We start from the raw sequence: 22,249 nt of genomic DNA, 5'->3' as shown, positions 1-22,249 counted from the left end.
GCACCGCCTACCATGAAAAAATATATAAAGGTGTTGGAAGGATGTGATTTGCTACAGTAGACAGGTTCTGGCCTGCTACTTCTTCCACAGGAAATACACCTGCTGCTGCAGACATCACACCGGTAAAACCTCCGGTAAAAAACTGTTCTTCAGAAAAATACCCTGGCTCCAGATGGATAAAACCAAAGCCTGCAAAAACCAGGAGGGCTAAAATCAAAATGATCACCATAGCATACTGGACCTTTGCAGCTACCTGGATTCCCGTCAGATTTAGAACTACAAATACTGTGAGAATTGCAAAGGCAACCAGCTTTCCATTAATCTCAGGAAAAGCAGAAAGTACATAATCTGCAAAAGATATAGAATATGTAGCTGCTCCAAAGAAATAGCTGACGAATACTACAGAATAATTTTACCTTATTAAAAAAATAAAGCAAAAGCCCAAAATATCTTCATAATGCAAAGAAGGACCGGCCACTCCAGGCTCGGTCCTTCTTTGGTGAATCAACTTTATCCCTTATTCTTTTGAAATCCTGTCAAATACCATATCATAACCGTCGTTTCCATAATTCAGGCTTCTGTTCACGCGGCTGATGGTAGCTGTGGAAGCCCCTGTCTTCTCAGATATCTCCAGATAGGTCTTCTTCTCTTTTAACATCTTAGCTACTTCAAATCTCTGAGATAAAGATAAAATCTCATTTACTGTGCATACGTCCTCAAAAAACTGGTAGCATTCTTCTCTGCTCTTCAGGCTGAGTACTGCGTCAAACAGTGAGTCAACTGCTTCTGTATGAATCTTTTTGCTCATATCACATATCTCCTTATATCAATTTCGCACCCATGACAAGAGAATAACGTTCAAGTTTTTCACTGCTTTGCCGTACTGTTTCATTAACGCTTTAGCAGTTATATCTCCTATCACTTTCATATATATTAGCACAGTAAATTCTTAAAGTAAAGAACAGACTTCGACTTTCTCCACATTATTTATGAAAATTCTATAAAATTTTGTCTTTATTGACATATTTCTTAAATTCATCAACGTTTCTATTGACAATAAGCTCCTCTGGAAATCCCATTTCATCTAAAATCCTCTGGACATAGTCATGACATCCTACCAAAGTATCCGTGTGGGCATCACTGTTTACGATTACTGGAGCCTGGTATTCTCTGCAGTATTTCAGCATAATCCTGATGTTTTCTTCCCCACCCTGTCTGCCGCACCGGGGGTCCAGAGAATTATTATTTACTTCCAGCAGAACTCTATGTTCCTTAGCGCTCTGGACTAAGGCAAGATAGTCTACTTCATATCTGGCATCGTCAGGATGTCCGATTATGTGCAGATAGGGATTCTTCATAACTTCCAGATAAGCATTGGTATTCTCTTCCCTGGTTCCGGGCTTTATACAGGGCACATGCATGCTGGCAATAACGATATCCATTTTTTCCAGGGTCTTTTCTCCCATGTCCACATGGCCCTCATAATCCATAATATTCAGCTCAGTGCCCATATAAAGTTCTACTCCATACATTTCCCGGTCCACCATTTTCAGATTTTCAAAATAAAAAAGCTGACAGGTTCCAGGCATTTTCATAGAGTGTTCTGTAATCCCCAGAAGTTCCAGGCCTTTCTCAGAAGCTGCTTTTGCCATTTCCCGGATAGTGCTGTAGGCGTGGCCGCTGGCAATGGTATGGGTGTGTGCATCTAAAACATATTTCATATTATTCTCCTTCCTTTCCTAACATCAAACTACATATTTTCTCAAAGGCGGAATCATGATCATAATCTGTGCCGCCACACAGGACAAAACAAAGGTCAGAATCCAAAAGATCAGGATCCCTGCATACCCGATTCTTAAAGGAGTTATATGCAGAAATTTATAGAAGAAATTCAGAAATACCGGATGTATCAAATAGATACCAAAACATAGACCTCTGTGGACAGAAAACCAGGATCCAGAAACATTTGCTCTGGATACAGCCAGGAAGATCCCCATAGACATCAGGACGATCCAGGGTGAATCGTATGAGACCGGAAAAAGTTGTAAGCAAAAACCATTAACGATCAGTATTACTCCCATCACAGCGGCTACTGCTCCTCCGATTTTCCAGCTCCATTCCACACAATCCCTAAGATAATACCCTGCCACATAATAGAACAAATATATTCCGGCAAAAGGATAGGTAAATCCCAGATAGAATCCTGTTAGCTGTTCTGCAAAAGGCAGTATGCTGCTAAAGCAAAAGCCCAGCAGTAAACCATATTCTAAAAGCCGTTTTCCCCCATAGGCAATAACCACCTTTAAAAGAGGAGTAATGAGATAAAGACCAATCAATTCATATAAATACCACATATGGGCCCAAGTATTTCCCGACAGCGTCATGAGGAATCCTTTTCCTACCATGGTCAGGGAAAAGGTCCGTTCAGTCATGACCAGTTCCATAACAGCGAACACTGTTCCGAAAATAAGAAGAGCCAACAGGATTCTCCGCACATAATGCTTCAGCAATCTTTCAATGGTAATCTTCTTTTCCGGAGTCAAAAATAATGCTCCTGAGATCATAAGGAAAATAGGAACACCTGCTGTCATCAGATTTTTTACGGTTTCATACACGATTTTCTGCCCCTGATTCATCTCTACGGCTATGGTATCGGACACCCCTGAAACCACATGGAGCATTACTACCATGGCTATCGCCGTCCATCTGAGGATATCCAAATACCCCAGTTGTTTTTTTTTCTCGTCCATAATTGTCTCCTTCTTGTTCATCAGACATCCTTTTTCTTCTGATGAAGCATTTTTAATAGCCTTCCCTCCCCGGCTTTACAGCTATTTTAATACATTTTTCCCGCCGCCACAAGGAGCCAAATATAAAGTCCGTTATCTGGCAATTATCTGCCGGCACAGGCACAGCAGCCATTTGCCCGATGTATTGCGCAAAAAAACAGCAGAGCTGTTCCTCCTGAAAGGATACAGTTCTGCTGCTTCTTTTTACCTGTATCAGATAATCTCGTTAAACAGTTCTTTTACCGTAGGATAGATTTTTACAAATTTCTGATATCTCTCCTCGTATTTTGCAGCCAGTTCCGGTTCAGGCTCTACTGTATCAATAACCTTCACGATTTTTTCAGCTGCTTCTTCTACTGATGCAAACTCTCCGTTGGCTACTGCTGCCAGCATGGCTCCCCCTAAGGCCGGGCCTTCCTCAGATTCGATAACATCCACTTTAATGTTCAGGATATTGGCGATCATCTTTTTCCACAGAGGGCTTTTGGCTCCGCCGCCGCAGATCTTGGTCCGCTCAATCTGGATACCCAGAGATTTGGCAACCTCAAAAGAGTCCCTGATAGCGAAGGCTACGCCTTCCAGAACTGCCTGAGTCATATCTGCTCTGGTGCTGTCCATGGTCAGTCCGATAAAGGTTCCTCTGGCATTAGGATTATTGTGAGGAGACCGCTCTCCCATGAGATAAGGCAGGAAGAAGACGTTATTCTCTCCCAGCTTCTCAATCTTTGCCTGTTCTCCGCTGTAGTCCTTTGTGCCGATGATCTCGTCCATCCACCATTTATTGCAGGAAGCTGCACTCAGCATACAGCCCATCAGATGATAGTGACCGTCTGCGTGAGCAAAGGCATGAAGGGCATTATTGGGGTCTACGCCGAATTCTTTGCTGGAAATAAAGATGGTTCCGCTGGTTCCCAGGGAAATGTTGCACATTCCGTCACCAACTGTACCGGTTCCTACTGCAGCCGCAGCATTGTCTCCGGCTCCTGCCACAATCTTGCAGGTCTCCGGGATGCCCAGCTCTTTCGCCAGCTCAGGTTTTAATGTGCCTACTGTTTCATAGCTTTCGAAAAGCTTCGGCATCTGTTCCTCTGTAACTCCGCAGATATCCAGCATCTCTTTGGACCAGCAGCGGTTCTTCACATCCAGAAGAAGCATTCCAGATGCGTCGGACATATCACAGCTGTGGGTTCCGGATAATTTATAAGCCAGATAATCCTTTGGCAGCATGATTTTTTTAATCCGTTTAAAGTTCTCCGGTTCGTTTTCCTTTACCCAGAGGATTTTTGGCGCGGTAAAGCCGGCAAAAGCAATATTGGCTGTATACTGGGACAGTTTATCCTTGCCGATCACATTATTTAAATAATCTGTCTCTTTTCCTGTTCTTCCATCATTCCAGAGAATTGCAGGACGGATTACCTGGTCCTTTTCGTCCAGGATCACCAGGCCGTGCATCTGTCCGCCAAAGCTGATGCCGGCTACCTGACTCTTATCGCAGTCAGCAGTAAGCTCTTTGATTCCTTCCAGGCTCTGCTCCCACCAGTCTTCCGGATTCTGTTCAGACCATCCCGGATGAGGGAAAGAAAGGGGATATTCTCTGGAAACGATCTTCTGGATCTTTCCTTCTCCATCCATGAGCAGCAGCTTCACGGCGGAAGTTCCTAAATCTACTCCAATGTATAACATATTTTCTCTCCTTTACTGAATGGGGACTGCCGCAAGATACGACAGCCCCTGTGATTCATGTCCTTTTCAACTTTTATGCAAATGGATTTTCTGTTGGATACAGAACGCCCTTCGGCTGATTGTAGTTAATTTCTTCTACATCAACACCGAGATACTTGAATACCTCATACAGAGCTTTTCCATAGTGTCCAAAAGCAACAGCTCCGTGATGCGGGTAATTCTTTTCTACCAGAACATGACGGTAGAAACGTCCCATCTCAGGAATAGCAAAAATACCGATGCCGCCAAAGCTCTGTGTTGCCACAGGAAGAACTTCACCATGAGCAATGTAAGCCCGAAGCTTGCAGTCAGAAGTGCTCTGAAGACGGTAGAAGGTAACGTCACCTGGAATAATATCTCCTTCCAGAGTTCCCTGTGTAACTTCTTCCGGAAGATTTCTTGCCATGATCATCTGATATTTCATAGTGCAGGAAGTCAGTTTTCCGGAAGTTGTATTTCCGCAGTGGAATCCCATAAAGGTATCTTTCAGTGTATAGTCATATTTACCTTTGATCTCGCTGTCATAGATAGATGCAGGAACCGTATTGTTAATATCCAGAAGAGTAACGGCGTCCTGGCTGATCACAGTACCGATGTACTCGCTTACAGTACCCCAGATATCTACTTCACAAGATACAGGGATTCCTCTTCCTGTAAGACGGCCGTTTACATAGCAGGGAACAAATCCAAACTGAGTCTGGAATGCAGGCCAGCATTTTGTAGTCAGAGTCACATATTTTCTGGAACCTTTGTGAGCTTCCACCCAATCCAGCAGAGTAATCTCATACTGAGCCAGTTTTGGCAGGATTTCTGGCTTCATATTGCCTTCTCCCAGTTCCTTCTCCATGTCTTTGGCAACTTCCGGAATACGTGGATCTCCTTCATGATTCTTGAAGGCTTCAAAAAGATCAAGCTCAGAGTTTTCTTCAATCTCAATTCCCAGGTCATAAAGTCTCTTAATAGGAGCGTTGCAGGCCAGGAAGTCCTGAGGACGTGGTCCAAAGCTGATTACTTTCAGATTCTTTAATGCTACTATAGCTCTTGCGATAGGAATAAATTCTTCAATCATATCTGCTACTTCTGCAGCAGTTCCTACCGGATACTCAGGAATGTATGCTTTTAAGTTACGCAGCTTCAGGTTATAGCTGGCATTTAACATACCGCAGTAAGCATCGCCTCTTCCCTGTACAAGGTCTCCTTCTTCAGCTGCTGCCACTACCATACATGGTCCATGGAAATATTTTACTAACAGAGTCTCTGCTGTCTCTGGTCCGAAGTTTCCAAGATATACTACTAAAGCGTTGCATCCGGCTTCTCTCAGTTCTTTCAGAGCTTTCTGCATGTCCACTTCACTTTCTACAACTGTTGGACATTCGTAAATTTCTCCTTTGTAAGCAGCTACTACTGCTTTTCTTCTGTTCTCAGACAGTGTCATCGGGAAACAGTCACGGCTTACGGCCACGATACCCATTTTTACTTCTGGCATGTTCTGTAAATTCATTCTTCTTTACCTCCTGATTAAATTTGTATATTTTTCTGTCTATCCTACAGACAGATTTGCACCTTTTAATCCCACAAAAGCACCTTCGATACCGGCTTCTTCATGGGCAATGAGCCATTTGTTTCTTGCAAACAGCAGCTTGTCCTCCTTTGTATTGTTCTGAGCCGCTGGTGCATCTGTGTTAGTTCCCTTTGGAAGGATCACTGCTGCCCGGAATTTATTTCCGTTTACATTGCAGGGCGCATAGTGAAGCGTTGTGGCATACACTTCGATGACAGTTCCTGCCGGAATCAGGAAGGCTTCCATCTTTCCAGTGTCATATGTACCGTCTTCCTCAATATCCTGCTCTTTTCCCAGGATCAGGATCATATCTGTCTGGGCCACGTTCACCTCAGAATCTCTGTGGTACTCTACTGCATTTAAAAGTACATTATTTCCATTGCAGTAGCCCACCTGGACAGGCATTCCTCCATAAAGGCTGTAGCCAATCTTCTCCACGCAGGGACAGGCTTCCAGTTTCTCATCAGAGGCCACATATACCACATCATCTGGCTGAGGGGTCTCTTTCAGAGCTTCCAGCAGATCGGAAACATCGATTCCCTGAATTACTTTTCCGTAGGTCTGAAAGGCTTTATCTGTTACCTTCAAAATTTCCATCTGGGACTTACCTCCTTAATTAGTTTAGTCATTAAACTATATCTTTATGCTACCATCTCTATAGAAAAAAAGCAAGTTATTTTTTCGGAAAATCTCTTCTTTTTGCTGTTATTCAATCATGCAGCTGACCCCTGTACAAAAAGAAAGCAGACCTGTCATGCCAGAACATTTGATTCTCTGACTATAACAGGTCTGCGCTTTCAGGCAGCTCCAAAGCTCTCTTTAAATTATATCGTAATATCTTTTCCAAAATATTTATTGGAAAGCTCTGAAAGAGTTCCGTCTTCTTTCAGTTCTTCCAGATTTTCTTCCAATGTATCTGCCAGAGAGTTTCCCTTTCTGGTAAATGCCGCAATCTGGTTTTCTTCCTCTTCTGCCCCAATCTGGTCCTGCACAGAAGAAAGATCCAGATAGGGCTTTGTATGTCCGTAATGTATGGTATTCCACTGACTGATGCCCACGGAAGACAGTACACAGTCATAGACCTCCCCATCCAGAGATTTCAGCAGATTTTCTTCTGATGTGTCTACGATTTCCAGTTCCATATTCATTTTATCCGCCAAAAGCCCTGCCAGTTCTACCTCAAAGCCTTCCGGCTGATTATTTTCCGAAGAAAGATAGCACATTTCTTCAATGCCAAGATGCATCCCCACCCGCAGCACGTCATTTTCCAGGGTTTCCCTGTTTCCAGCTAGAAAGCATCCAGACAAAGACGGAAGAAGCAGCGTGAGCAGAAGTAAAAAAATTCCTCTATTAAATACTCTTTTCATACAGTTTTCTCCAATTATTTCAACCTGTCATGAAAACAATATCATGTAACCTCCCCTTTGTCAATGCGCCGAAGAATACCCGGCACTTGTAAAAGATTTTTTCAGATGGTATGATAAAGGAAATATTTCAGGGGAGAATGAAACTATGGAAAGCTGGAATGGAAAACCTTATCACTCTTTTGATTACATGCTGAAGGAACGCTTTTCCTGCAAGATATATAAGACAGCTCTCAACGGAGGCATGACCTGTCCCAACCGGGACGGCACCCTTGGAGAACGGGGCTGCATCTTCTGCAGTCAGGGAGGCTCGGGAGACTTTGCAGGAGACCGCCGGGACTCTATCACAGAACAGATCAACAAGCAGGCGGAAAAACTGGCTCAGAAAAGAAATGCATCTGCTTTTATTGCTTATTTTCAGGCCTACACCAATACCTACGCCCCTGTGGAATATCTGAGAAAAATCTATACAGAGGCCATAAATCATCCTCAGGTAGCGGCTGTTTCTATTGGCACCCGCCCGGACTGTCTGGGTCCAGATGTACTGGCTCTTCTGGAAGAGCTGAATCAGATAAAACCGGTATGGATAGAGCTGGGGCTTCAGACCATTCATGAAAGGACTGCAGCATATATCCGCAGAGGATATCCTCTCTCCTGTTTTGAAAAGGCTGTGAAAGCTCTTCGGCAGCGGGATCTGGATGTCATAGTCCATACCATTCTGGGACTTCCCGGTGAAAGCCGCCAGGATATATTGGAAACTATGGAATATCTGAACCGTCGGGATATCCAGGGGATAAAGCTCCAGCTTCTTCATGTACTGAAAGGGACTGATCTGGCACAGGACTATCTGGAAGGCAGATTTTCCGTCTATACCATGGAAGAATATCTGGACATCCTTATTGATTGTCTGGAACACCTTTCCCCTGATATCGTAATCCACCGTCTCACAGGAGACGGACCAAAAGATCTGCTTATGGCACCTCTGTGGAGCAGTAAAAAACGAACCGTCTTAAATACCCTGCATCATGAATGTAAAATCCGTCATGCTTATCAGGGAAGATTATATAAGGAGGACTAAACTATGGCAGAACCTCTCACACTGTATAAACTGATGATCCTTTATATGCTGGAAAAATCGGAATTTCCTCTGACAAATGCTCAGATTTCTGATTTCATACTGGATAAGGGCTATACCACTTACTTTCATCTCCAGCAGGCCCTCTCGGAGCTCACAGACTCAGAACTTATCAAATCCACAACCGTCCGGAACTCTTCTTATTTCCGTATTACGCCCCAGGGCAGGCAGACACTGTCTTACTTTGAAGACCAGATTTCCGACGGCATTAAATCAGACATTACTGATTTCTTTAAGGAAAATATTATTAAAATACGGGAGGAGCTTTCTGCTGTGGCTGATTATTATAAAGGCCAGAAGGAAGGCTATCAGGTCCGCTGCCGTCTCAGTCAGGACAAGCTCTCCCTGGTAGACCTGACCATTGCCGTACCTACTGAGGAAGCTGCCAAAGCTATATGTATCAACTGGAAAGAGAAAAGCCAGAGTATCTATGAAAACCTCATTGAGTTTCTTCTGTAAAAAAGCAGCCGGCTGTCCTTTTCTACCCATGACAGCCGGCTGCTTTTTTATTTCATTACTTTTTTCAGTTCATCCATAAAGGTATCGATATCCTTGAATTCCCGGTAAACAGAAGCAAATCTTACATAGGCCACTGCATCCAGTTCCTTCAGCTTTTCCATAACGATCTCGCCGATCACAGTGCTGGGGACCTCCCGTTCCTCTTTATTGAAAACTTCCGTTTCAATCTCATCAATAAGCTCTTCTATTCTCTTCACGGGAATAGGCCTCTTATAGCAGGCACGCATAACTCCATTCTGCAGCTTTCCCCTGTCAAACTCTTCTCTGCTCTGATCTTTCTTGATCACAGTCAGGGGAATGGTCTCAATTTTTTCATAGGTAGTAAAACGCCTGCCGCACTCGTCGCACTGACGCCGTCTCCGGATAGAATTATTGTCCGGTACAGGTCTGGAATCAATGACCCTGGTATTATCCTGATTACAAAACGGGCACTTCATACTGTTCCTCCTTATGCAAGAACCGCCTTTGCCAGTGTTTTCATATTTTCTTCGTCTGCATCCTTCATCACAGACTTAATCGTAACTACAGGCTCGCAGATCTCTATATCTTTCATACCTTCAAAGTATGCCTTCATCAATTTTCCTGCCATAGGCGCCCAGGAACCATTTTCCACGATTCCCACTTTTCTCTTCTTATAAGTTTTAATCTTCAGATGATACAGGAAATCCTCCATGCAGGGGAACAGGTTTCCATCATAAGTCACGCCCATAACAATCAGACGGCTGTAACGGAATGCGCTGGAAATGGCTTCTGCCATGTCATCTCTTGCCAGGTCAAATACCTTTACATTTTCAGCTCCGTTCTCTTTAAGGATTTCTGCCATTCTGGCTGCAGCTTTTCCGGTATTTCCGTGAATAGACGCATATGCCACTACCACGCCTTCTTCTTCCGGTTCGTAGCTGCTCCAGGTGAGATACTTGCCGATATAGTATCCCAGGTTTTCTTTCAGAACAGGTCCATGAAGAGGGCAGATTGTCTGGATATCCAGAGTAGCGGCTTTCTTCAGAAGGGCCTGAACCTGGCTGCCATATTTTCCTACAATATTGATAAAGTATCTTCTGGCCTCATCGTCCCAGTCTTCTTCCACATCAGAAGCACCAAACTTTCCAAAGCCGTCTGCAGAGAATAAAATCTTTTCTGTCTGCTCATATTCCACCATAACTTCCGGCCAGTGGACCATAGGAGCCATGAAGAACTGCAGGGTATGATTTCCAAGACTAAGGGTGTCTCCTTCCTTTACCACTACACTTCTGGGAGCGAAATCCAGAGTAAAGAACTGAGGAAGCATGGAAAATACTTTGGCATTTGAGACTACCTGCATATTTGGGTATTTCTCTGCCAGAAGCTGGATATTTGAAGCATGGTCCGGCTCCAGATGGGATACCACCAGATAATCTGGTTCTCTTCCGTCCAATACTTTCTCCAGGTTGTCCAGCCACTGCTGGGTCCTTCTTTTATCTACTGTATCCATAACCGCAATCTTCTCATCTAAGATCACGTAGGAATTATAGGTAACGCCATTTGGTACCTTGTACTGGCTCTCAAACAGATCAATATCTTTATCATCTACGCCAATATACACAACAGAATCTGAAATTTTCATATCATACATAAATCTGTTCCTCCTTGGGGCTGCAAATTCATCAATCTCGCTGCAGACCGCAGAATTACGGCCTTTTGCGGAAATAATTTCATACCGCCTCTATTATATATGGGTTGAAAGAAATTTTCCACTGGTTTTTATAGAAAATTTCTGTTCCAGAGGAAAATCTTGACGGAATCAGCCGGGAAGAATAAAATGTATCCTGAGACAGGAGGTATCAAAATGGAAGAAATCATAAAATATATTTTAGAACAGGTTCAGAATCTTCTGGCTATTGACAGTCCCACAGGTTACACTACAAATGTGACGGACTATCTTATGACAGAATATAAAAGGTTAGGCTATACTCCTCAGAAAACCGTAAAAGGCGGCGTTCTCACAGATCTTGGGGGAAAGGAAACAGACAATGCTGTGCTCCTGGAGGCCCATGTGGATACTCTTGGGGCTATGGTCTCTCAGATAAAATCCAACGGACATCTGGCGGTTTCTCCTCTGGGAGGAATGAACGCCAACAATGCCGAGGCTGAGAACTGCCGGATCATCACCCGGTTCAACGGCATCTACGAAGGCACCTGTCAGCTGACAGACGCTTCTATCCATGTAAATGGAAAATACGATGAGACTTCAAGAAGCTTTGATGTCATGGAAATCCTTCTGGACGAAAAAGTTTCTTCCAGGGAAGATGTTCTTGCCCTTGGCATCATGGAAGGGGATATCGTGGCTTTCGAACCCAGGAGCCGCATTACGAAAAGCGGTTATATCAAAAGCCGTTTCCTGGATGACAAACTCAGTGCTTCTATTCTGCTGGGTTATGCAAAGTATCTGAAAGAAAACCAGATTACCCCTGAAAGAAAAATCTATCAGCATCTGACCGTATATGAAGAAGTGGGACATGGAGGAGCCGCTTCTGTTCCTCAGGGTGTCACAGAACTTCTGGCTGTGGACATGGGCTGTGTGGGAGAAGGTTTAAACTGCCATGAACATCAGGTATCCATCTGTGCCAAAGACAGCGGAGGTCCTTACAGCTATGATCTGGTATCTCAGTTAATTGCCGTGGCCAAAAAAGAGAACCTGGATTTTGCTGTGGATGTATATCCTCACTACGGTTCCGATGCAGAGGCAGGACTGAAGGCAGGATATGACGTCCGTCACGGACTGATCGGTCCTGGAGTCTATGCATCCCATGGATACGAAAGAAGCCATGTGGAAGGCGTAAAAAATACCTTTCTTCTGTTAAAAGGATATTTAGGATAAGTATAATTTAATTTTTATTAAGAGAATTTCTAATTATTTTATAAAAGGGACATAATTTACTCATATTTTTTCCCTATAATAAATCTTGGATAGTTGATAAACCACTCACTATCTCCCCCCTCAAGTTGAAAAAGCCCGGTACATTATGTATCGGGTTTTTTTCTGTTGCTTTTCTTAGTTTCAGCAGATATAATGTTCTTATCTGCTTCTTTTGACCGGAACAGGCTGTCATAAGAAGAAACAGGGTGCATAGGTTTCAAGGAATGCGAGCAACACTATCATAAAAGAAAGAGGTATGACACTATGACAAGAAAAAAAGTAGTAGTGGCTTTAGGCCATAGAGCGCTGGGCACTACCCTGCCGGAACAGAAGACCGCTTTGAAGGCTTCCGCAAAAATCCTGGTTGATCTGGTAGAAGCCGGAGCTGATATTATCATTACCCACAGCAATGCTCCTCAGGTAGGCATGATCCATACTGCCATGAATGAATTTGGAAAGGTACACCCCGACTATACTGCGGTTCCCATGTCTGTATGTTCCGCTATGAGCCAGGGTTACATTGGTTATGATATCCAGAACACTCTTCGTGCAGAACTTCTCCGCAGAGGTATCTACAAGCCAGTAAGTACCATTCTCACTCAGGTAACTGTAGATCCATATGACGATGCCTTCCATGAACCGGTGAAGATCATCGGACGGACTCTGACAGAAGAAGAAGCTGAAGCTGAAGAGCACAAAGGAAATTATGTAGTGAAAACAGCAGAGGGATACAGAAGGATCGTAGCTGCTCCCCAGCCGGAAAAAATCGTGGAAATCGATGCCATCAAAGCCCTTTCTGATGCAGGACAGATTGTTATCGCCTGCGGCGGCGGCGGAATCCCTGTGCTGGAAAGAGATGAGGAGCTTATCGGCGCCAGCGCAGTTATTGAAAAAGACCTTGCCAGCGGCAGACTGGCCCAGGAACTAAACGCCGATGAACTGCTGATCCTTACCAGTGTAGAAAAAGTTTCTGTAAACTACCGTTCTGACTCTGAAGAATATCTTTCTCAGATTACTGTCCAGGAAGCAAAGACTTATATGGAAGAAGGTCATTTCGGAGATAACACTATGCTGCCAAAGATTCAGGCATCTGTTGAATTTGTAGAAGGCCATCCGGACAGACGAGCCGTGATCACTTCTATCGGAAAGGCTAAAGAAGGCTATCTGGGTAAGACCGGAACTATTATTACAGCATAAATTTTTCTGTAAAAAGCCAGGAGAGCAGGTATAAAAAATACCGAATCTCCTGGCTTTTCTATGGAATAGATATCATATCTGATATTTCATCTGTCATTGATTTTGTTCTTATTTTTCTGAAAAATCCCATTAATGGTCTTCTGGGGAATCTCAAAGACAAGGATAATTCCCAGGACCATGGCAATCGCAACTCCCAAAGTCTCCCTTCCGTAGTGGAGGCTCAGTTTATTATTTTCCAGAAGGCTGTAGTAAATTGTTCTGTAAATGCCGATTCCCGGCACCTCTGGAAAAATTCCTGCTATAAGAAATAAAGTAACCGGACATTTTCTCACCGTACTTCCGATTCTGGAAGCAAGCGTAATAAATACAGTAGCGACAAAATTTCCCACTATGGCCCCTGCACCCAGTCCATGGACAAAAATCCAGCAGATAAGCCATCCTGTCCCTCCGATAAATCCGCAGAGAGGATAGTGCTCTCTTGGAACGGAAAATAACACCGAAAAGGCTACAGTCCCGATTCCTGCCGCCAGGAACTGCAAAACTCCTTCTGCGATCATAAAAGTATCCCTCCCGTCAGATTATAGTAAAGAAAATACATGATTCCCACACCCATAGCCACTCCAAGAGCCACCATAAGGGCATCCAGGAACCGGACCCCGCCGCCGATATAGTCACCGTCAGCAAAATCCCGAATTGCATTTACCAGAGAGACTCCAGGAACAAGAGGCATAATAGAACCTACCAGAATACTCCCTGGCGTTTTTCCCAAGCCCAGGCGGTAAAAAAGCACGGCAAAAAAGGAGACACAGAATCCTCCTGCCAGATTCTTCACGATCTTAGAAGTTTTTTTCTCCCTTTTCTCAAAGATAAGGAGAAGGCCGTAAAGGATAAAGCCTGACAAAAAGGCCGCAGCCATATCTTCCAGCCCTCCTCCGAGAAGATAGCAGAAAGAACCGGAGCCGATCCCAGATGCTGCCGTCCGAACAATTCCCCGTTTTCCCGGCATGTGCTTGATAACCTCCAGCCGTTCTTTAGCTTCCTGCAGAGAATATTTTTTCTCTTCAATCTCTCTGGAAAGCTGGTTTACTGCCGCTATCCGATGAAGTTTTGCTCCGCTGATGGGAATATGTTTTACACTGGCATATATCTGCCCCTCCTGATTCTCCGCCGTAATAAAGATTCCTGTGCTCAGCACAAAGGTGCTGCATTTTTCAATGCCAAAAGCTCTGGATATTCTCTGTATGGTCTCCTCTACCCGGAAAATCTCTGCTCCGGCATCCAGAAGGATCCTGCCGGCTTCCATAGCCAGGTCCAGCACTTCTTTGTCATAGTTTTCCACAGTCCCGCCTCCTATCCTCTAATCTTTACTAAAAATCTGAAAAGGAAAAAGCGGAACCGCCTCTGCAGTCCCAAAAGACTTTTTGAAACGATTCCGCATATTCAGCTTACCTGAAAATTGTAAAAAACAAGATTACGATAATACCTAGTACAATCCTGTACCAGCCGAACACTTTAAAATTGTGCTTTTTAATATATCCCATAAGGAATTTAATAGCCAGAATAGATACCACAAAGGAAACCACCATACCTACCAGCAGGATCACAACTTCCCAGGAAGTAAAGTTCATGCCGAATTTTACTATTTTCAGAAGACTGGCGCCAAACATTACAGGAATGGCAAGGAAAAAGGTATATTCCGCTGCCACTGTCCTGGAGGCTCCTACCAGGATACCACCGATAATAGTAGCTCCTGACCGGGACGTTCCCGGAATCAGAGACAGGACCTGGAAGATGCCGATAAACAAAGCGGTCTTCCATGTGATTTCGCTGATAGAATTATATTTTGCCTGGCGTTTCTCATTGTAGTCTTCCACGATCAGGAACATAACACCATATACGATCAGCATTACGGAAACCACAAACCAGTTATTGAATTTTTCCTCAATAAAATCGTTAAATGGCAGGCCGATAATAATTGCAGGGAGACAGGATACCAGTATTTTAAACCACATGATCATCTTATCGATTTTTACAAACCGGCACAGGACTCCCGCCGCCTTTTCTACCTTGGTCACATTCTCATGTTTCGGTTTTTTATTCCGGAAAGGCCACAGATCTTTCCAGTATAGGACCACTACTGCCAAAATAGCGCCTAGCTGGATGACTACCATAAACATATCCCAGAATTCCTGAGACACATTCAGCTTTACAAATTCTTCCACCAGGATCAGATGGCCCGTGCTGCTTATGGGAAGCCATTCTGTAATACCTTCCACAATGCCCAGGAAAATGACCTTTAATATCTCAATAAAGCTCTCCATTTTTTACTCCTTAGATTTCGGCAATATCCACCAGTTTCAGTTTCTGAATATCTGTGTTTTCCAGACTGGTTACCAAAGCCTCCGCTGTATCCAGGGCGGTGAGGACATTTACTCCGGTCTCGATAGCGTTTCTCCGGATAATAAAGCCGTCCTTAGCCTTCTCCACGCCCTGAGAAGGAGTATCGATAACCAGATCAATCTTATGAGCCAGAATCAGGTCCATAAGGTTTGGTGAAGGCTGCTCGATCTTATTGGTACGGATGGCCTTCACGCCATTTTCATTAAGAACCTTAGCTGTGCTTCTTGTGGCATAGATTTTATATCCCAGATTCTGGAATCTCCGGGCAATGGGGATGATATCCTGTTTATCTTCATCCCTTACTGTAATGATCATATTCTTATGCTTTGGCAGGTTCACGCCGGCTCCCAGGAATGCCTTATACAGAGCCTCATTAAAGCTCTCGGAAATACCCAGGCACTCTCCTGTAGACTTCATCTCCGGTCCCAGGCTTACATCTGCTCCCCGGATTTTTTCAAAGGAGAATACCGGCATCTTAATTGCATAGTGTTTTGCTTCAGGCTGAAGTCCCGGAGTATAACCCAGATCCTTCAATTTATGACCCAGGATTACCTGTGTGGCAAGAGGAACAATGGGGATTCCCGTTACCTTACTGATATATGGTACAGTACGGCTGGAACGGGGATTTACCTCGATAACATACACGTCTTCTCCGCAGACAATGAACTGAATATTGATCATTCCCAATACGTGAAGGGATTTTGCCAGTTTCCAGGTATAGTCCTCAATTGTGCGTTTAGCGCTGTCGCTGATTGTACGGGCAGGATATACGGAGATACTGTCTCCGGAGTGGATACCGGCTCTCTCAATATGCTCCATGATTCCCGGAATCAGGATATCTTCTCCGTCACATACAGCGTCTACTTCTATTTCTTTTCCCTGGAGATATTTATCTACCAGAATAGGATGTTCCTGAGCAATCCGGTTAATAATACCAATATACTGGTCTACATCCTCGTCGTTAATTGCAATCTGCATGCCCTGTCCACCCAGAACATAGGAAGGGCGAACCAGCACCGGATAGCCCAGCTCGTTAGCTGCACGGATAGCTTCGTCTGCAGTATATACTGTATGTCCCTTGGGTCTTGGAATATGACACTCTTCCAAAATCCCATCAAAAAGCTCCCGGTCTTCTGCCGCATCTACATTTTCTGCAGAGGTTCCCAGAATCTTCACACCCATTTTAATAAGGGCTTCTGTAAGCTTGATGGCTGTCTGTCCGCCAAACTGAACCACGGCACCGTCTGGTTTCTCTATATCTACCACATTTTCCACATCTTCCGGTGTAAGGGGCTCGAAATACAGCTTATCTGCAATATCGAAGTCTGTACTTACCGTCTCCGGATTGTTGTTGATGATAATGGTCTCATATCCTTCTTTTTCAAAGGCCCAGGTACAATGTACGGAACAGAAGTCAAACTCAATTCCCTGTCCGATACGGATAGGTCCGGAGCCAAGAATCAGGACTTTCTTCTTATCTGTAGTTCCGTCTGCCTCATTTTCTCCTCCGTATACAGAGTAATAATACGGGGTAGTTGCAGCAAATTCTGCTGCACAGGTATCTACCATTTTATAAGAAGCGGTAATTCCCCATTCTTTTCTCAGTTTATGGATTTCCTCTGCCGTCCTGCCAGTAAGCTGTCCGATCACATTATCCGGGAACTCGATTCTTTTTGCCTCTCTCAGCAATTCTTCTGTCAGCTCCTGGTCTTTTAAAGCATTTTCCATTTCTACCAGGATAGCCAGCTTATCAATAAACCAGATATCAATTTTGGTGATATCATGAATAGCCTCGTAAGAAATGTTTCTTCTGATTGCTTCTGCAATCCTCCAGATACGCATGTCATCTACAATATGAAGTTCTTCCAGCAGTTCTTCCTCTGTGAGACCAGTAAAATCATAGGACATCAGAGAGTCCACATGCTGTTCCAGAGAACGGATGGCTTTCATCAGAGCGCCTTCAAAATTATTGCAGATACTCATAACCTCGCCAGTAGCTTTCATCTGGGTGGTAAGAGTTCTCTTGGCGCTGATAAATTTATCAAAAGGCAGTCTCGGGATCTTCACCACACAGTAGTCCAGCATAGGCTCAAAACTTGCATAGGTCTTTCCTGTGATGGCATTCTTAATCTCATCCAGGGTATATCCCAGAGCAATCTTTGCAGCTACTTTCGCAATTGGATATCCAGTAGCTTTGGAAGCCAGCGCAGAAGAACGGGATACACGTGGGTTTACTTCGATTACGCAATACTCAAAGCTTTCAGGGTTCAGGGCATACTGTACATTACAGCCTCCTGTGATCCCCAGCTCTGTAATGATATTCAGGGCAGAAGTTCTCAGCATCTGGTATTCTTTATCTCCCAGAGTCTGAGAAGGAGCTACGACGATACTGTCTCCTGTATGAACACCTACAGGGTCAATATTTTCCATGTTGCAGACTGTAATACAGTTTCCTGCACTGTCCCGCATTACTTCATATTCGATTTCTTTCCAGCCGGCAATACAGCGCTCCACCAGAACCTCTCCCACACGTGAAAGACGGAGACCGTTCTCCAGGATCTCAATAAGCTCTTCTTCATTATTGGCAATACCGCCGCCGCTGCCTCCCAGAGTATAAGCAGGACGAAGCACCACCGGATAACCAATCTTATTACTGAAAGCCACACCGTCTTCCACATTCCGTACTACCAGAGAAGCAGCAATGGGCTCTCCGATTTTTTCCATGGTGTCTTTAAATTCCTGACGGTCCTCTGCTTTCTTGATAGTCTCGGAAGTAGTTCCGATCAGGCGGACATTGTGCTCTTTTAAGAAGCCTCTCTCTTCCAGCTCCATAGCAAGATTCAGTCCTGCCTGTCCTCCAAGGGTAGGAAGCACGCTGTCCGGTTTTTCTTTCAGGATCAGCTGCTCTACAACTTCTACTGTAAGAGGCTCGATATAAACTTTATCTGCAATATCTTTATCTGTCATAATGGTGGCAGGGTTGGAGTTCAGCAGAACAACCTCGACTCCCTCTTCCTTGAGAGAACGGCATGCCTGGGTTCCTGCATAGTCAAACTCTGCTGCCTGTCCGATTACAATAGGGCCGGAACCGATCATCAATACTTTTTTAATATCCGGATTTCTTGGCATTACTCTGTCACCTCCATCATTTTAATGAAACGGTCAAATAAGTAGCCGGAGTCCTGAGGACCAGGGCAGGCTTCTGGATGAAACTGTACAGTAAAAATATTTTTTCCTACATATTTCAATCCTTCATTCGTCTTGTCATTTACATTTTCAAAAGCCGGAACTGCGATTTCCGGATTCAGAGTTTCTGTATCTACTACATAACCATGGTTCTGAGAGGAGATGTATACTCTTCCTGTTTCCAGGTCTTTTACCGGGTGGTTTCCGCCTCTGTGGCCGTATTTCATTTTCTTAGTATCTGCACCTGTGGCCAGAGCCATAAGCTGATGTCCAAGGCAGATAGCAAAAATCGGCACCTGAGAGTCATACAGTTTTTTGATTTCTTTAATGATCTCTGTACATTCCTTGGGATCTCCAGGTCCGTTGGAAAGCATAATGCCGTCCGGCTGGTCCTTCAGGATTTCCTCTGCCTTTGTAAAGGCCGGATAAATAGTAACCTGGCATCCTCTCTTATTTAAGGACTCTGCGATATTCTCCTTGGCGCCAAAGTCCATAAGAGCTACCTTGGGGCCCTTGCCTTTGAGAACGGATTTTTCCTCGCAGGTAACTTTCTCCACCACTTTTCCTGTGGTATATGCATGAAGTTTTGGAATTACTTCCTCCAGTTTAAAGTCCGGATCCGTAGTGATCATACCATTCATGGTCCCCTTCTCCCTGAGGATTTTCGTAAGGGCCCTGGTATCGATTCCTGCAATACCTGGTATGTCATATCGTTTCAAAAAGTTCTGAATTGTATCTTCACAGCGGAAGTTGCTTGGAATACGGGATAATTCTCTTACAATATATCCGTCGGGCCATGGTCTCAAAGATTCCTGGTCCTCATAGCAGATGCCATAATTGCCAATTAAAGGATATGTCATGCAGACTGCCTGTCCGGCATAAGAAGGGTCTGTAAGTACTTCCAGATAACCAGTCATAGATGTGTTAAAAACAATCTCACTGATGACTTCTTTTCTGGAGCCAATGCTGGTACCTGTAAAGACAGTTCCGTCTTCCAGTATCAAAAATGCTTTCATTCTCTCACCTGTCTCCCTTTCTGTTTTTATTTATGTTTTCATAATGCCAGGTAAAAAGGTCATGTATTTCAGACTTTCATGAAAATCCATGAATCCGGGGCCTCAAAAACGTCCCTGACACTGCTGCTTCCTAAAAAGCCCTAAAATTCCCCAAATTGTAAAAAGTGTATCATAATGCACTATTTTTTTCAACCTTTTTTGCAGAATCAATTTCGTAAAACTTTTTTCATTTTTTTCTTGACAATTTAGTACAAATCGTATAATATATATTTTGCGCTTACGAAAACGCAAAAATTCATAAAAATGCAGGAGTGGCGGAATTGGCAGACGCGCAGGCTTCAGGTGCCTGTGGTAGCAATATCGTGTGGGTTCAAGTCCCATCTCCTGCACGCTTTGAGAATCTCAGTTATCAGATACTGAGATTCTTTTTCGTTCCACAGAAAATTCCCCGGACTACCCTATAAAAAACCTCCGAGCTATCCTTAAAATCCCAGATATTCCTATAAGCTTTCACTTTTTTCAAACTTTCAAAAACCTTTGGTTAATTCTGAAAATAAATTTCAAATTTTCTGTTGACATTTATCTCTTTATCGTGTATTATATGTTTTGTGCTCAGGAGCACACAATAAAATATCAGAAATGCAGGAGTGGCGGAATTGGCAGACGCGCAGGCTTCAGGTGCCTGTGGTAGCAATATCGTGTGGGTTCAAGTCCCATCTCCTGCATCTTTTTTTTGCTACGATTTAGCTCAGCACAGAGAATATAAAAATAGCCTCAGGGAAGTTTACTTACCTGGGGCTATTTCTATATTCTCGTATTGAGCGTTTCGCTCAAGCTATCCGCTTCTTTTAATGCATCTCCAGCTGAGGCATCTCCTGTCCTCTCAGAAGGATCTTAGGTCCTCCTGTGTGCTGGATATATTCTTTTGTAATGATTACTTCTCCGATGCTGTCATCCTTGGGGATTTCATACATGATATCCAGCATATATTCCTCCAGTATTGCTCTCAGTGCTCTTGCGCCTGTGTGTTTCTCCATGGCTTTATCTGCAATGGCCTCTAATGCTCCCTGTTCAAACTCCAGCTTTACCTCATCCATAGCCAGAAGCTTCTGATACTGTTTCAGGATAGCATTTTTTGGCTCCTTAAGGATTTCTACCAGCATATCCCGGGTAAGTCCCTTTAATGCGAAGATAACAGGAAGACGGCCTAAAAATTCCGGGATCATTCCGAATTTTCTCAGATCATCTACCGTTACCTTCTCCAAAAGGCTGTCATCATGGTCATATTTATCCTTCAGATCCGCCTGAAATCCAATGGATGCAGTCTTATTCAGACGTTCTTTTATGATTTCTTCCAAATCCGGAAATGCGCCGCCGCAGATAAATAAAATATTTTTTGTATCTACTGTTGTAAGAGGAACCATAGCATTTTTACTGTTTGCGCCCACCGGTACCTCTATCTCGCTTCCTTCCAAAAGCTTCAGCATTCCCTGCTGAACGGCTTCGCCGCTGACATCTCTCTGGTTAGTATTTTTCTTCTTGGCAATCTTATCAATCTCATCAATAAAGATAATTCCGTGCTCTGCTTTCTCTACATCATTATCGGCGGCAGCCAGAAGCTTGCTGACTACGCTTTCGATATCGTCACCGATATAACCAGCCTCTGTAAGTGAGGTTGCATCTGTAATGGCAAGGGGCACGTCCAGAAGGCGGGCCAGGGTCTTCACCATGTAGGTCTTCCCGCTTCCTGTAGGCCCTATCATCAGCATATTTGACTTTTCAATCTCTATATCATCATTGCTTTCTGCGAAGACTCTCTTATAATGATTATAGACAGCTACAGACATTACCTTCTTAGCATGTTCCTGTCCGATCACATATTCATCCAGGCTTGCTTTTATCTTATGCGGCGCAGGAATGCTCTGAATATCAAACACCTTCGGTGCTACCTTCTCTTTGGGCTGTTCCTGTCTTTTTTTCACTTTCTGCCTGTTGGGAATCTGGTTCTGAAGGGAACTTAAATCGATCATGCTGATATTCGGCATGTTGGGAATATTTTTCATCAGCTCATCATAGTTAATGGTGCTGTTATTCATAGTGTCAAAACTGCGCTGCATGCAATCTGTACAGATGTGGATATTATTGGGCAGATCGATCATTTTTCCTGCCTTGCTCTCCGGACGTCTGCACATAAAACATATTTTTTCGTAAGTATCCTTTTTTCCTTTATCTTCTTTATCAGAAGAAGTGGTTTCTAAATACTCTTTATCATCTGACATAACTGTTCTCGCTCTCTTTCCATTATAAAAACTATCCTGAGATTTAAACTATTTGATTCCAGTATCTTATCATAAATCCCTGTATCTAACAAGTAAACTTTTTATAAATAGACACAGACGGCAGCCCGAAACCTGCGTCTGTTCCCGGCTGCCGTCTGTCTGCTTTCTTTAATTTTCCCCATTAA

General features: G+C 43.8%; 20 protein-coding genes and 2 tRNA genes. 6 read left to right on the top strand and 16 right to left on the bottom strand.

Going from position 1 to position 22,249, the window contains the following annotated elements:
* Window positions 1–7: 7 nt before the first annotated feature.
* From B5G00_RS00230 to B5G00_RS00195, 8 genes are all read right to left on the bottom strand, one after another.
* Window positions 8–361, bottom strand: a complete 354-nt coding sequence (locus B5G00_RS00230; RefSeq protein WP_087266784.1) for an amino acid permease — start codon at window positions 359–361, stop codon at window positions 8–10.
* Between the two features lie 156 nt (window positions 362–517).
* A complete protein-coding gene (locus tag B5G00_RS00225) occupies window positions 518–808 on the bottom strand; it encodes a YerC/YecD family TrpR-related protein (RefSeq protein ID WP_087266779.1) in 291 nt (96 codons plus the stop codon).
* A 190-nt stretch (window positions 809–998) separates the two neighbouring features.
* Window positions 999–1,721 (bottom strand): phosphatase, encoded by a 723-nt coding sequence (locus B5G00_RS00220; protein WP_087266776.1) that lies wholly within the window; start codon window positions 1,719–1,721, stop codon window positions 999–1,001.
* A 24-nt stretch (window positions 1,722–1,745) separates the two neighbouring features.
* Window positions 1,746–2,750 carry an acyltransferase gene (locus B5G00_RS00215; protein WP_162613461.1) on the bottom strand — a complete coding sequence of 335 codons (1,005 nt, stop codon included), beginning with the start codon at window positions 2,748–2,750 and terminating at the stop codon, window positions 1,746–1,748.
* Window positions 2,751–3,002: 252 nt separating this feature from the next.
* The gene (gene xylB, locus B5G00_RS00210) at window positions 3,003–4,472 is read right to left on the bottom strand and encodes a xylulokinase (protein WP_087266771.1); all 1,470 of its coding nucleotides are present in this window, start codon (window positions 4,470–4,472) and stop codon (window positions 3,003–3,005) included.
* Between the two features lie 73 nt (window positions 4,473–4,545).
* Window positions 4,546–6,012 carry an L-fucose/L-arabinose isomerase family protein gene (locus tag B5G00_RS00205; RefSeq protein ID WP_087266768.1) on the bottom strand — a complete coding sequence of 489 codons (1,467 nt, stop codon included), beginning with the start codon at window positions 6,010–6,012 and terminating at the stop codon, window positions 4,546–4,548.
* 39 nt (window positions 6,013–6,051) lie between these two features.
* Window positions 6,052–6,669: a DUF4867 family protein gene (locus B5G00_RS00200; RefSeq protein WP_087266765.1), complete on the bottom strand. Its 618-nt coding sequence runs from the start codon at window positions 6,667–6,669 to the stop codon at window positions 6,052–6,054.
* 227 nt (window positions 6,670–6,896) lie between these two features.
* Entirely contained in the window at window positions 6,897–7,439 is a 543-nt protein-coding gene (locus tag B5G00_RS00195) for a transporter substrate-binding domain-containing protein (RefSeq protein ID WP_087266762.1), read from the bottom strand.
* A gap of 145 nt (window positions 7,440–7,584) precedes the next feature.
* On the opposite strand from B5G00_RS00195, the gene B5G00_RS00190 reads away from it, so the two are divergent.
* On the top strand, window positions 7,585–8,514 hold the full coding sequence (locus B5G00_RS00190; protein ID WP_087266761.1) for a TIGR01212 family radical SAM protein: 930 nt from the start codon (window positions 7,585–7,587) through the stop codon (window positions 8,512–8,514).
* Window positions 8,515–8,517: 3 nt separating this feature from the next.
* Window positions 8,518–9,030 (top strand): DUF4364 family protein, encoded by a 513-nt coding sequence (locus tag B5G00_RS00185; protein ID WP_087266758.1) that lies wholly within the window; start codon window positions 8,518–8,520, stop codon window positions 9,028–9,030.
* Window positions 9,031–9,077: 47 nt separating this feature from the next.
* Here the strand turns inward: B5G00_RS00185 and nrdR are convergent, their stop codons facing one another.
* Window positions 9,078–9,527, bottom strand: coding sequence for a transcriptional regulator NrdR (gene nrdR, locus B5G00_RS00180; RefSeq protein ID WP_087266756.1), 450 nt, complete (start codon window positions 9,525–9,527; stop codon window positions 9,078–9,080).
* Window positions 9,528–9,538: 11 nt separating this feature from the next.
* On the bottom strand, window positions 9,539–10,702 hold the full coding sequence (locus B5G00_RS00175) for an FprA family A-type flavoprotein (RefSeq protein WP_087266752.1): 1,164 nt from the start codon (window positions 10,700–10,702) through the stop codon (window positions 9,539–9,541).
* A 213-nt stretch (window positions 10,703–10,915) separates the two neighbouring features.
* Between B5G00_RS00175 and B5G00_RS00170 the strand changes: the two genes are divergently transcribed.
* Both B5G00_RS00170 and arcC read left to right on the top strand, forming a co-directional pair.
* A complete protein-coding gene (locus tag B5G00_RS00170) occupies window positions 10,916–11,947 on the top strand; it encodes a M42 family metallopeptidase (RefSeq protein WP_087267624.1) in 1,032 nt (343 codons plus the stop codon).
* A 303-nt stretch (window positions 11,948–12,250) separates the two neighbouring features.
* Window positions 12,251–13,183 carry a carbamate kinase gene (gene arcC / locus B5G00_RS00165; protein ID WP_087266750.1) on the top strand — a complete coding sequence of 311 codons (933 nt, stop codon included), beginning with the start codon at window positions 12,251–12,253 and terminating at the stop codon, window positions 13,181–13,183.
* Between the two features lie 86 nt (window positions 13,184–13,269).
* Here arcC and B5G00_RS00160 read toward each other — a convergent pair whose 3' ends face one another.
* The 5 genes from B5G00_RS00160 to B5G00_RS00140 form a co-directional block, all read right to left on the bottom strand.
* Entirely contained in the window at window positions 13,270–13,740 is a 471-nt protein-coding gene (locus B5G00_RS00160; protein WP_087266747.1) for a threonine/serine exporter family protein, read from the bottom strand.
* Window positions 13,737–14,522 (bottom strand): threonine/serine exporter family protein, encoded by a 786-nt coding sequence (locus tag B5G00_RS00155; RefSeq protein ID WP_242971238.1) that lies wholly within the window; start codon window positions 14,520–14,522, stop codon window positions 13,737–13,739. The genes B5G00_RS00160 and B5G00_RS00155 overlap by 4 nt, the downstream gene beginning before the upstream one ends.
* 106 nt (window positions 14,523–14,628) lie before the next feature.
* The gene (locus tag B5G00_RS00150) at window positions 14,629–15,504 is read right to left on the bottom strand and encodes an undecaprenyl-diphosphate phosphatase (RefSeq protein WP_087266744.1); all 876 of its coding nucleotides are present in this window, start codon (window positions 15,502–15,504) and stop codon (window positions 14,629–14,631) included.
* A 10-nt stretch (window positions 15,505–15,514) separates the two neighbouring features.
* Window positions 15,515–18,712, bottom strand: a complete 3,198-nt coding sequence (carB, locus tag B5G00_RS00145; protein ID WP_087266739.1) for a carbamoyl-phosphate synthase large subunit — start codon at window positions 18,710–18,712, stop codon at window positions 15,515–15,517.
* Window positions 18,712–19,785: a carbamoyl phosphate synthase small subunit gene (locus B5G00_RS00140; RefSeq protein ID WP_087266736.1), complete on the bottom strand. Its 1,074-nt coding sequence runs from the start codon at window positions 19,783–19,785 to the stop codon at window positions 18,712–18,714. The genes carB and B5G00_RS00140 overlap by 1 nt, the downstream gene beginning before the upstream one ends.
* Before the next feature lie 305 nt (window positions 19,786–20,090).
* On the opposite strand from B5G00_RS00140, the gene B5G00_RS00135 reads away from it, so the two are divergent.
* Together B5G00_RS00135 and B5G00_RS00130 are read left to right on the top strand one after the other, a co-directional pair.
* Window positions 20,091–20,174: transfer RNA gene (locus tag B5G00_RS00135), tRNA-Leu, on the top strand.
* A gap of 252 nt (window positions 20,175–20,426) precedes the next feature.
* A tRNA-Leu gene (locus B5G00_RS00130) sits at window positions 20,427–20,510 on the top strand.
* Window positions 20,511–20,633: 123 nt separating this feature from the next.
* Here B5G00_RS00130 and clpX read toward each other — a convergent pair.
* Complete coding sequence (gene clpX / locus B5G00_RS00125) at window positions 20,634–22,064, bottom strand: ATP-dependent Clp protease ATP-binding subunit ClpX (RefSeq protein WP_087266733.1); 1,431 nt, start codon at window positions 22,062–22,064, stop codon at window positions 20,634–20,636.
* Between the last annotated feature and the right edge of the window lie 185 nt (window positions 22,065–22,249).

Origin of the sequence: Blautia sp. An46, from assembly GCF_002161645.1 — a bacterium.
GTDB lineage: Bacteria > Bacillota > Clostridia > Lachnospirales > Lachnospiraceae > Blautia > Blautia ornithocaccae.
This window is presented reverse-complemented; position numbering and strand designations above follow the sequence as displayed.

What these genes read in the sequence shown, in the direction of transcription:
- carB (WP_087266739.1), bottom strand. Translation starts at nt 18,712, where the DNA reads ATGCCAAGAAATCCGGATATTAAAAAAGTATTGATGATCGGTTCCGGC.
- B5G00_RS00175 (WP_087266752.1), bottom strand. Translation starts at nt 10,702, where the DNA reads ATGTATGATATGAAAATTTCAGATTCTGTTGTGTATATTGGCGTAGAT.
- B5G00_RS00140 (WP_087266736.1), bottom strand. Translation starts at nt 19,785, where the DNA reads ATGAAAGCATTTTTGATACTGGAAGACGGAACTGTCTTTACAGGTACC.
- clpX (WP_087266733.1), bottom strand. Translation starts at nt 22,064, where the DNA reads ATGTCAGATGATAAAGAGTATTTAGAAACCACTTCTTCTGATAAAGAA.
- B5G00_RS00215 (WP_162613461.1), bottom strand. Translation starts at nt 2,750, where the DNA reads ATGGACGAGAAAAAAAAACAACTGGGGTATTTGGATATCCTCAGATGG.
- B5G00_RS00150 (WP_087266744.1), bottom strand. Translation starts at nt 15,504, where the DNA reads ATGGAGAGCTTTATTGAGATATTAAAGGTCATTTTCCTGGGCATTGTG.
- B5G00_RS00160 (WP_087266747.1), bottom strand. Translation starts at nt 13,740, where the DNA reads ATGATCGCAGAAGGAGTTTTGCAGTTCCTGGCGGCAGGAATCGGGACT.
- B5G00_RS00200 (WP_087266765.1), bottom strand. Translation starts at nt 6,669, where the DNA reads ATGGAAATTTTGAAGGTAACAGATAAAGCCTTTCAGACCTACGGAAAA.
- nrdR (WP_087266756.1), bottom strand. Translation starts at nt 9,527, where the DNA reads ATGAAGTGCCCGTTTTGTAATCAGGATAATACCAGGGTCATTGATTCC.
- xylB (WP_087266771.1), bottom strand. Translation starts at nt 4,472, where the DNA reads ATGTTATACATTGGAGTAGATTTAGGAACTTCCGCCGTGAAGCTGCTG.
- B5G00_RS00220 (WP_087266776.1), bottom strand. Translation starts at nt 1,721, where the DNA reads ATGAAATATGTTTTAGATGCACACACCCATACCATTGCCAGCGGCCAC.
- B5G00_RS00170 (WP_087267624.1), top strand. Translation starts at nt 10,916, where the DNA reads ATGGAAGAAATCATAAAATATATTTTAGAACAGGTTCAGAATCTTCTG.
- B5G00_RS00190 (WP_087266761.1), top strand. Translation starts at nt 7,585, where the DNA reads ATGGAAAGCTGGAATGGAAAACCTTATCACTCTTTTGATTACATGCTG.
- B5G00_RS00225 (WP_087266779.1), bottom strand. Translation starts at nt 808, where the DNA reads ATGAGCAAAAAGATTCATACAGAAGCAGTTGACTCACTGTTTGACGCA.
- arcC (WP_087266750.1), top strand. Translation starts at nt 12,251, where the DNA reads ATGACAAGAAAAAAAGTAGTAGTGGCTTTAGGCCATAGAGCGCTGGGC.
- B5G00_RS00185 (WP_087266758.1), top strand. Translation starts at nt 8,518, where the DNA reads ATGGCAGAACCTCTCACACTGTATAAACTGATGATCCTTTATATGCTG.
- B5G00_RS00205 (WP_087266768.1), bottom strand. Translation starts at nt 6,012, where the DNA reads ATGAATTTACAGAACATGCCAGAAGTAAAAATGGGTATCGTGGCCGTA.
- B5G00_RS00195 (WP_087266762.1), bottom strand. Translation starts at nt 7,439, where the DNA reads ATGAAAAGAGTATTTAATAGAGGAATTTTTTTACTTCTGCTCACGCTG.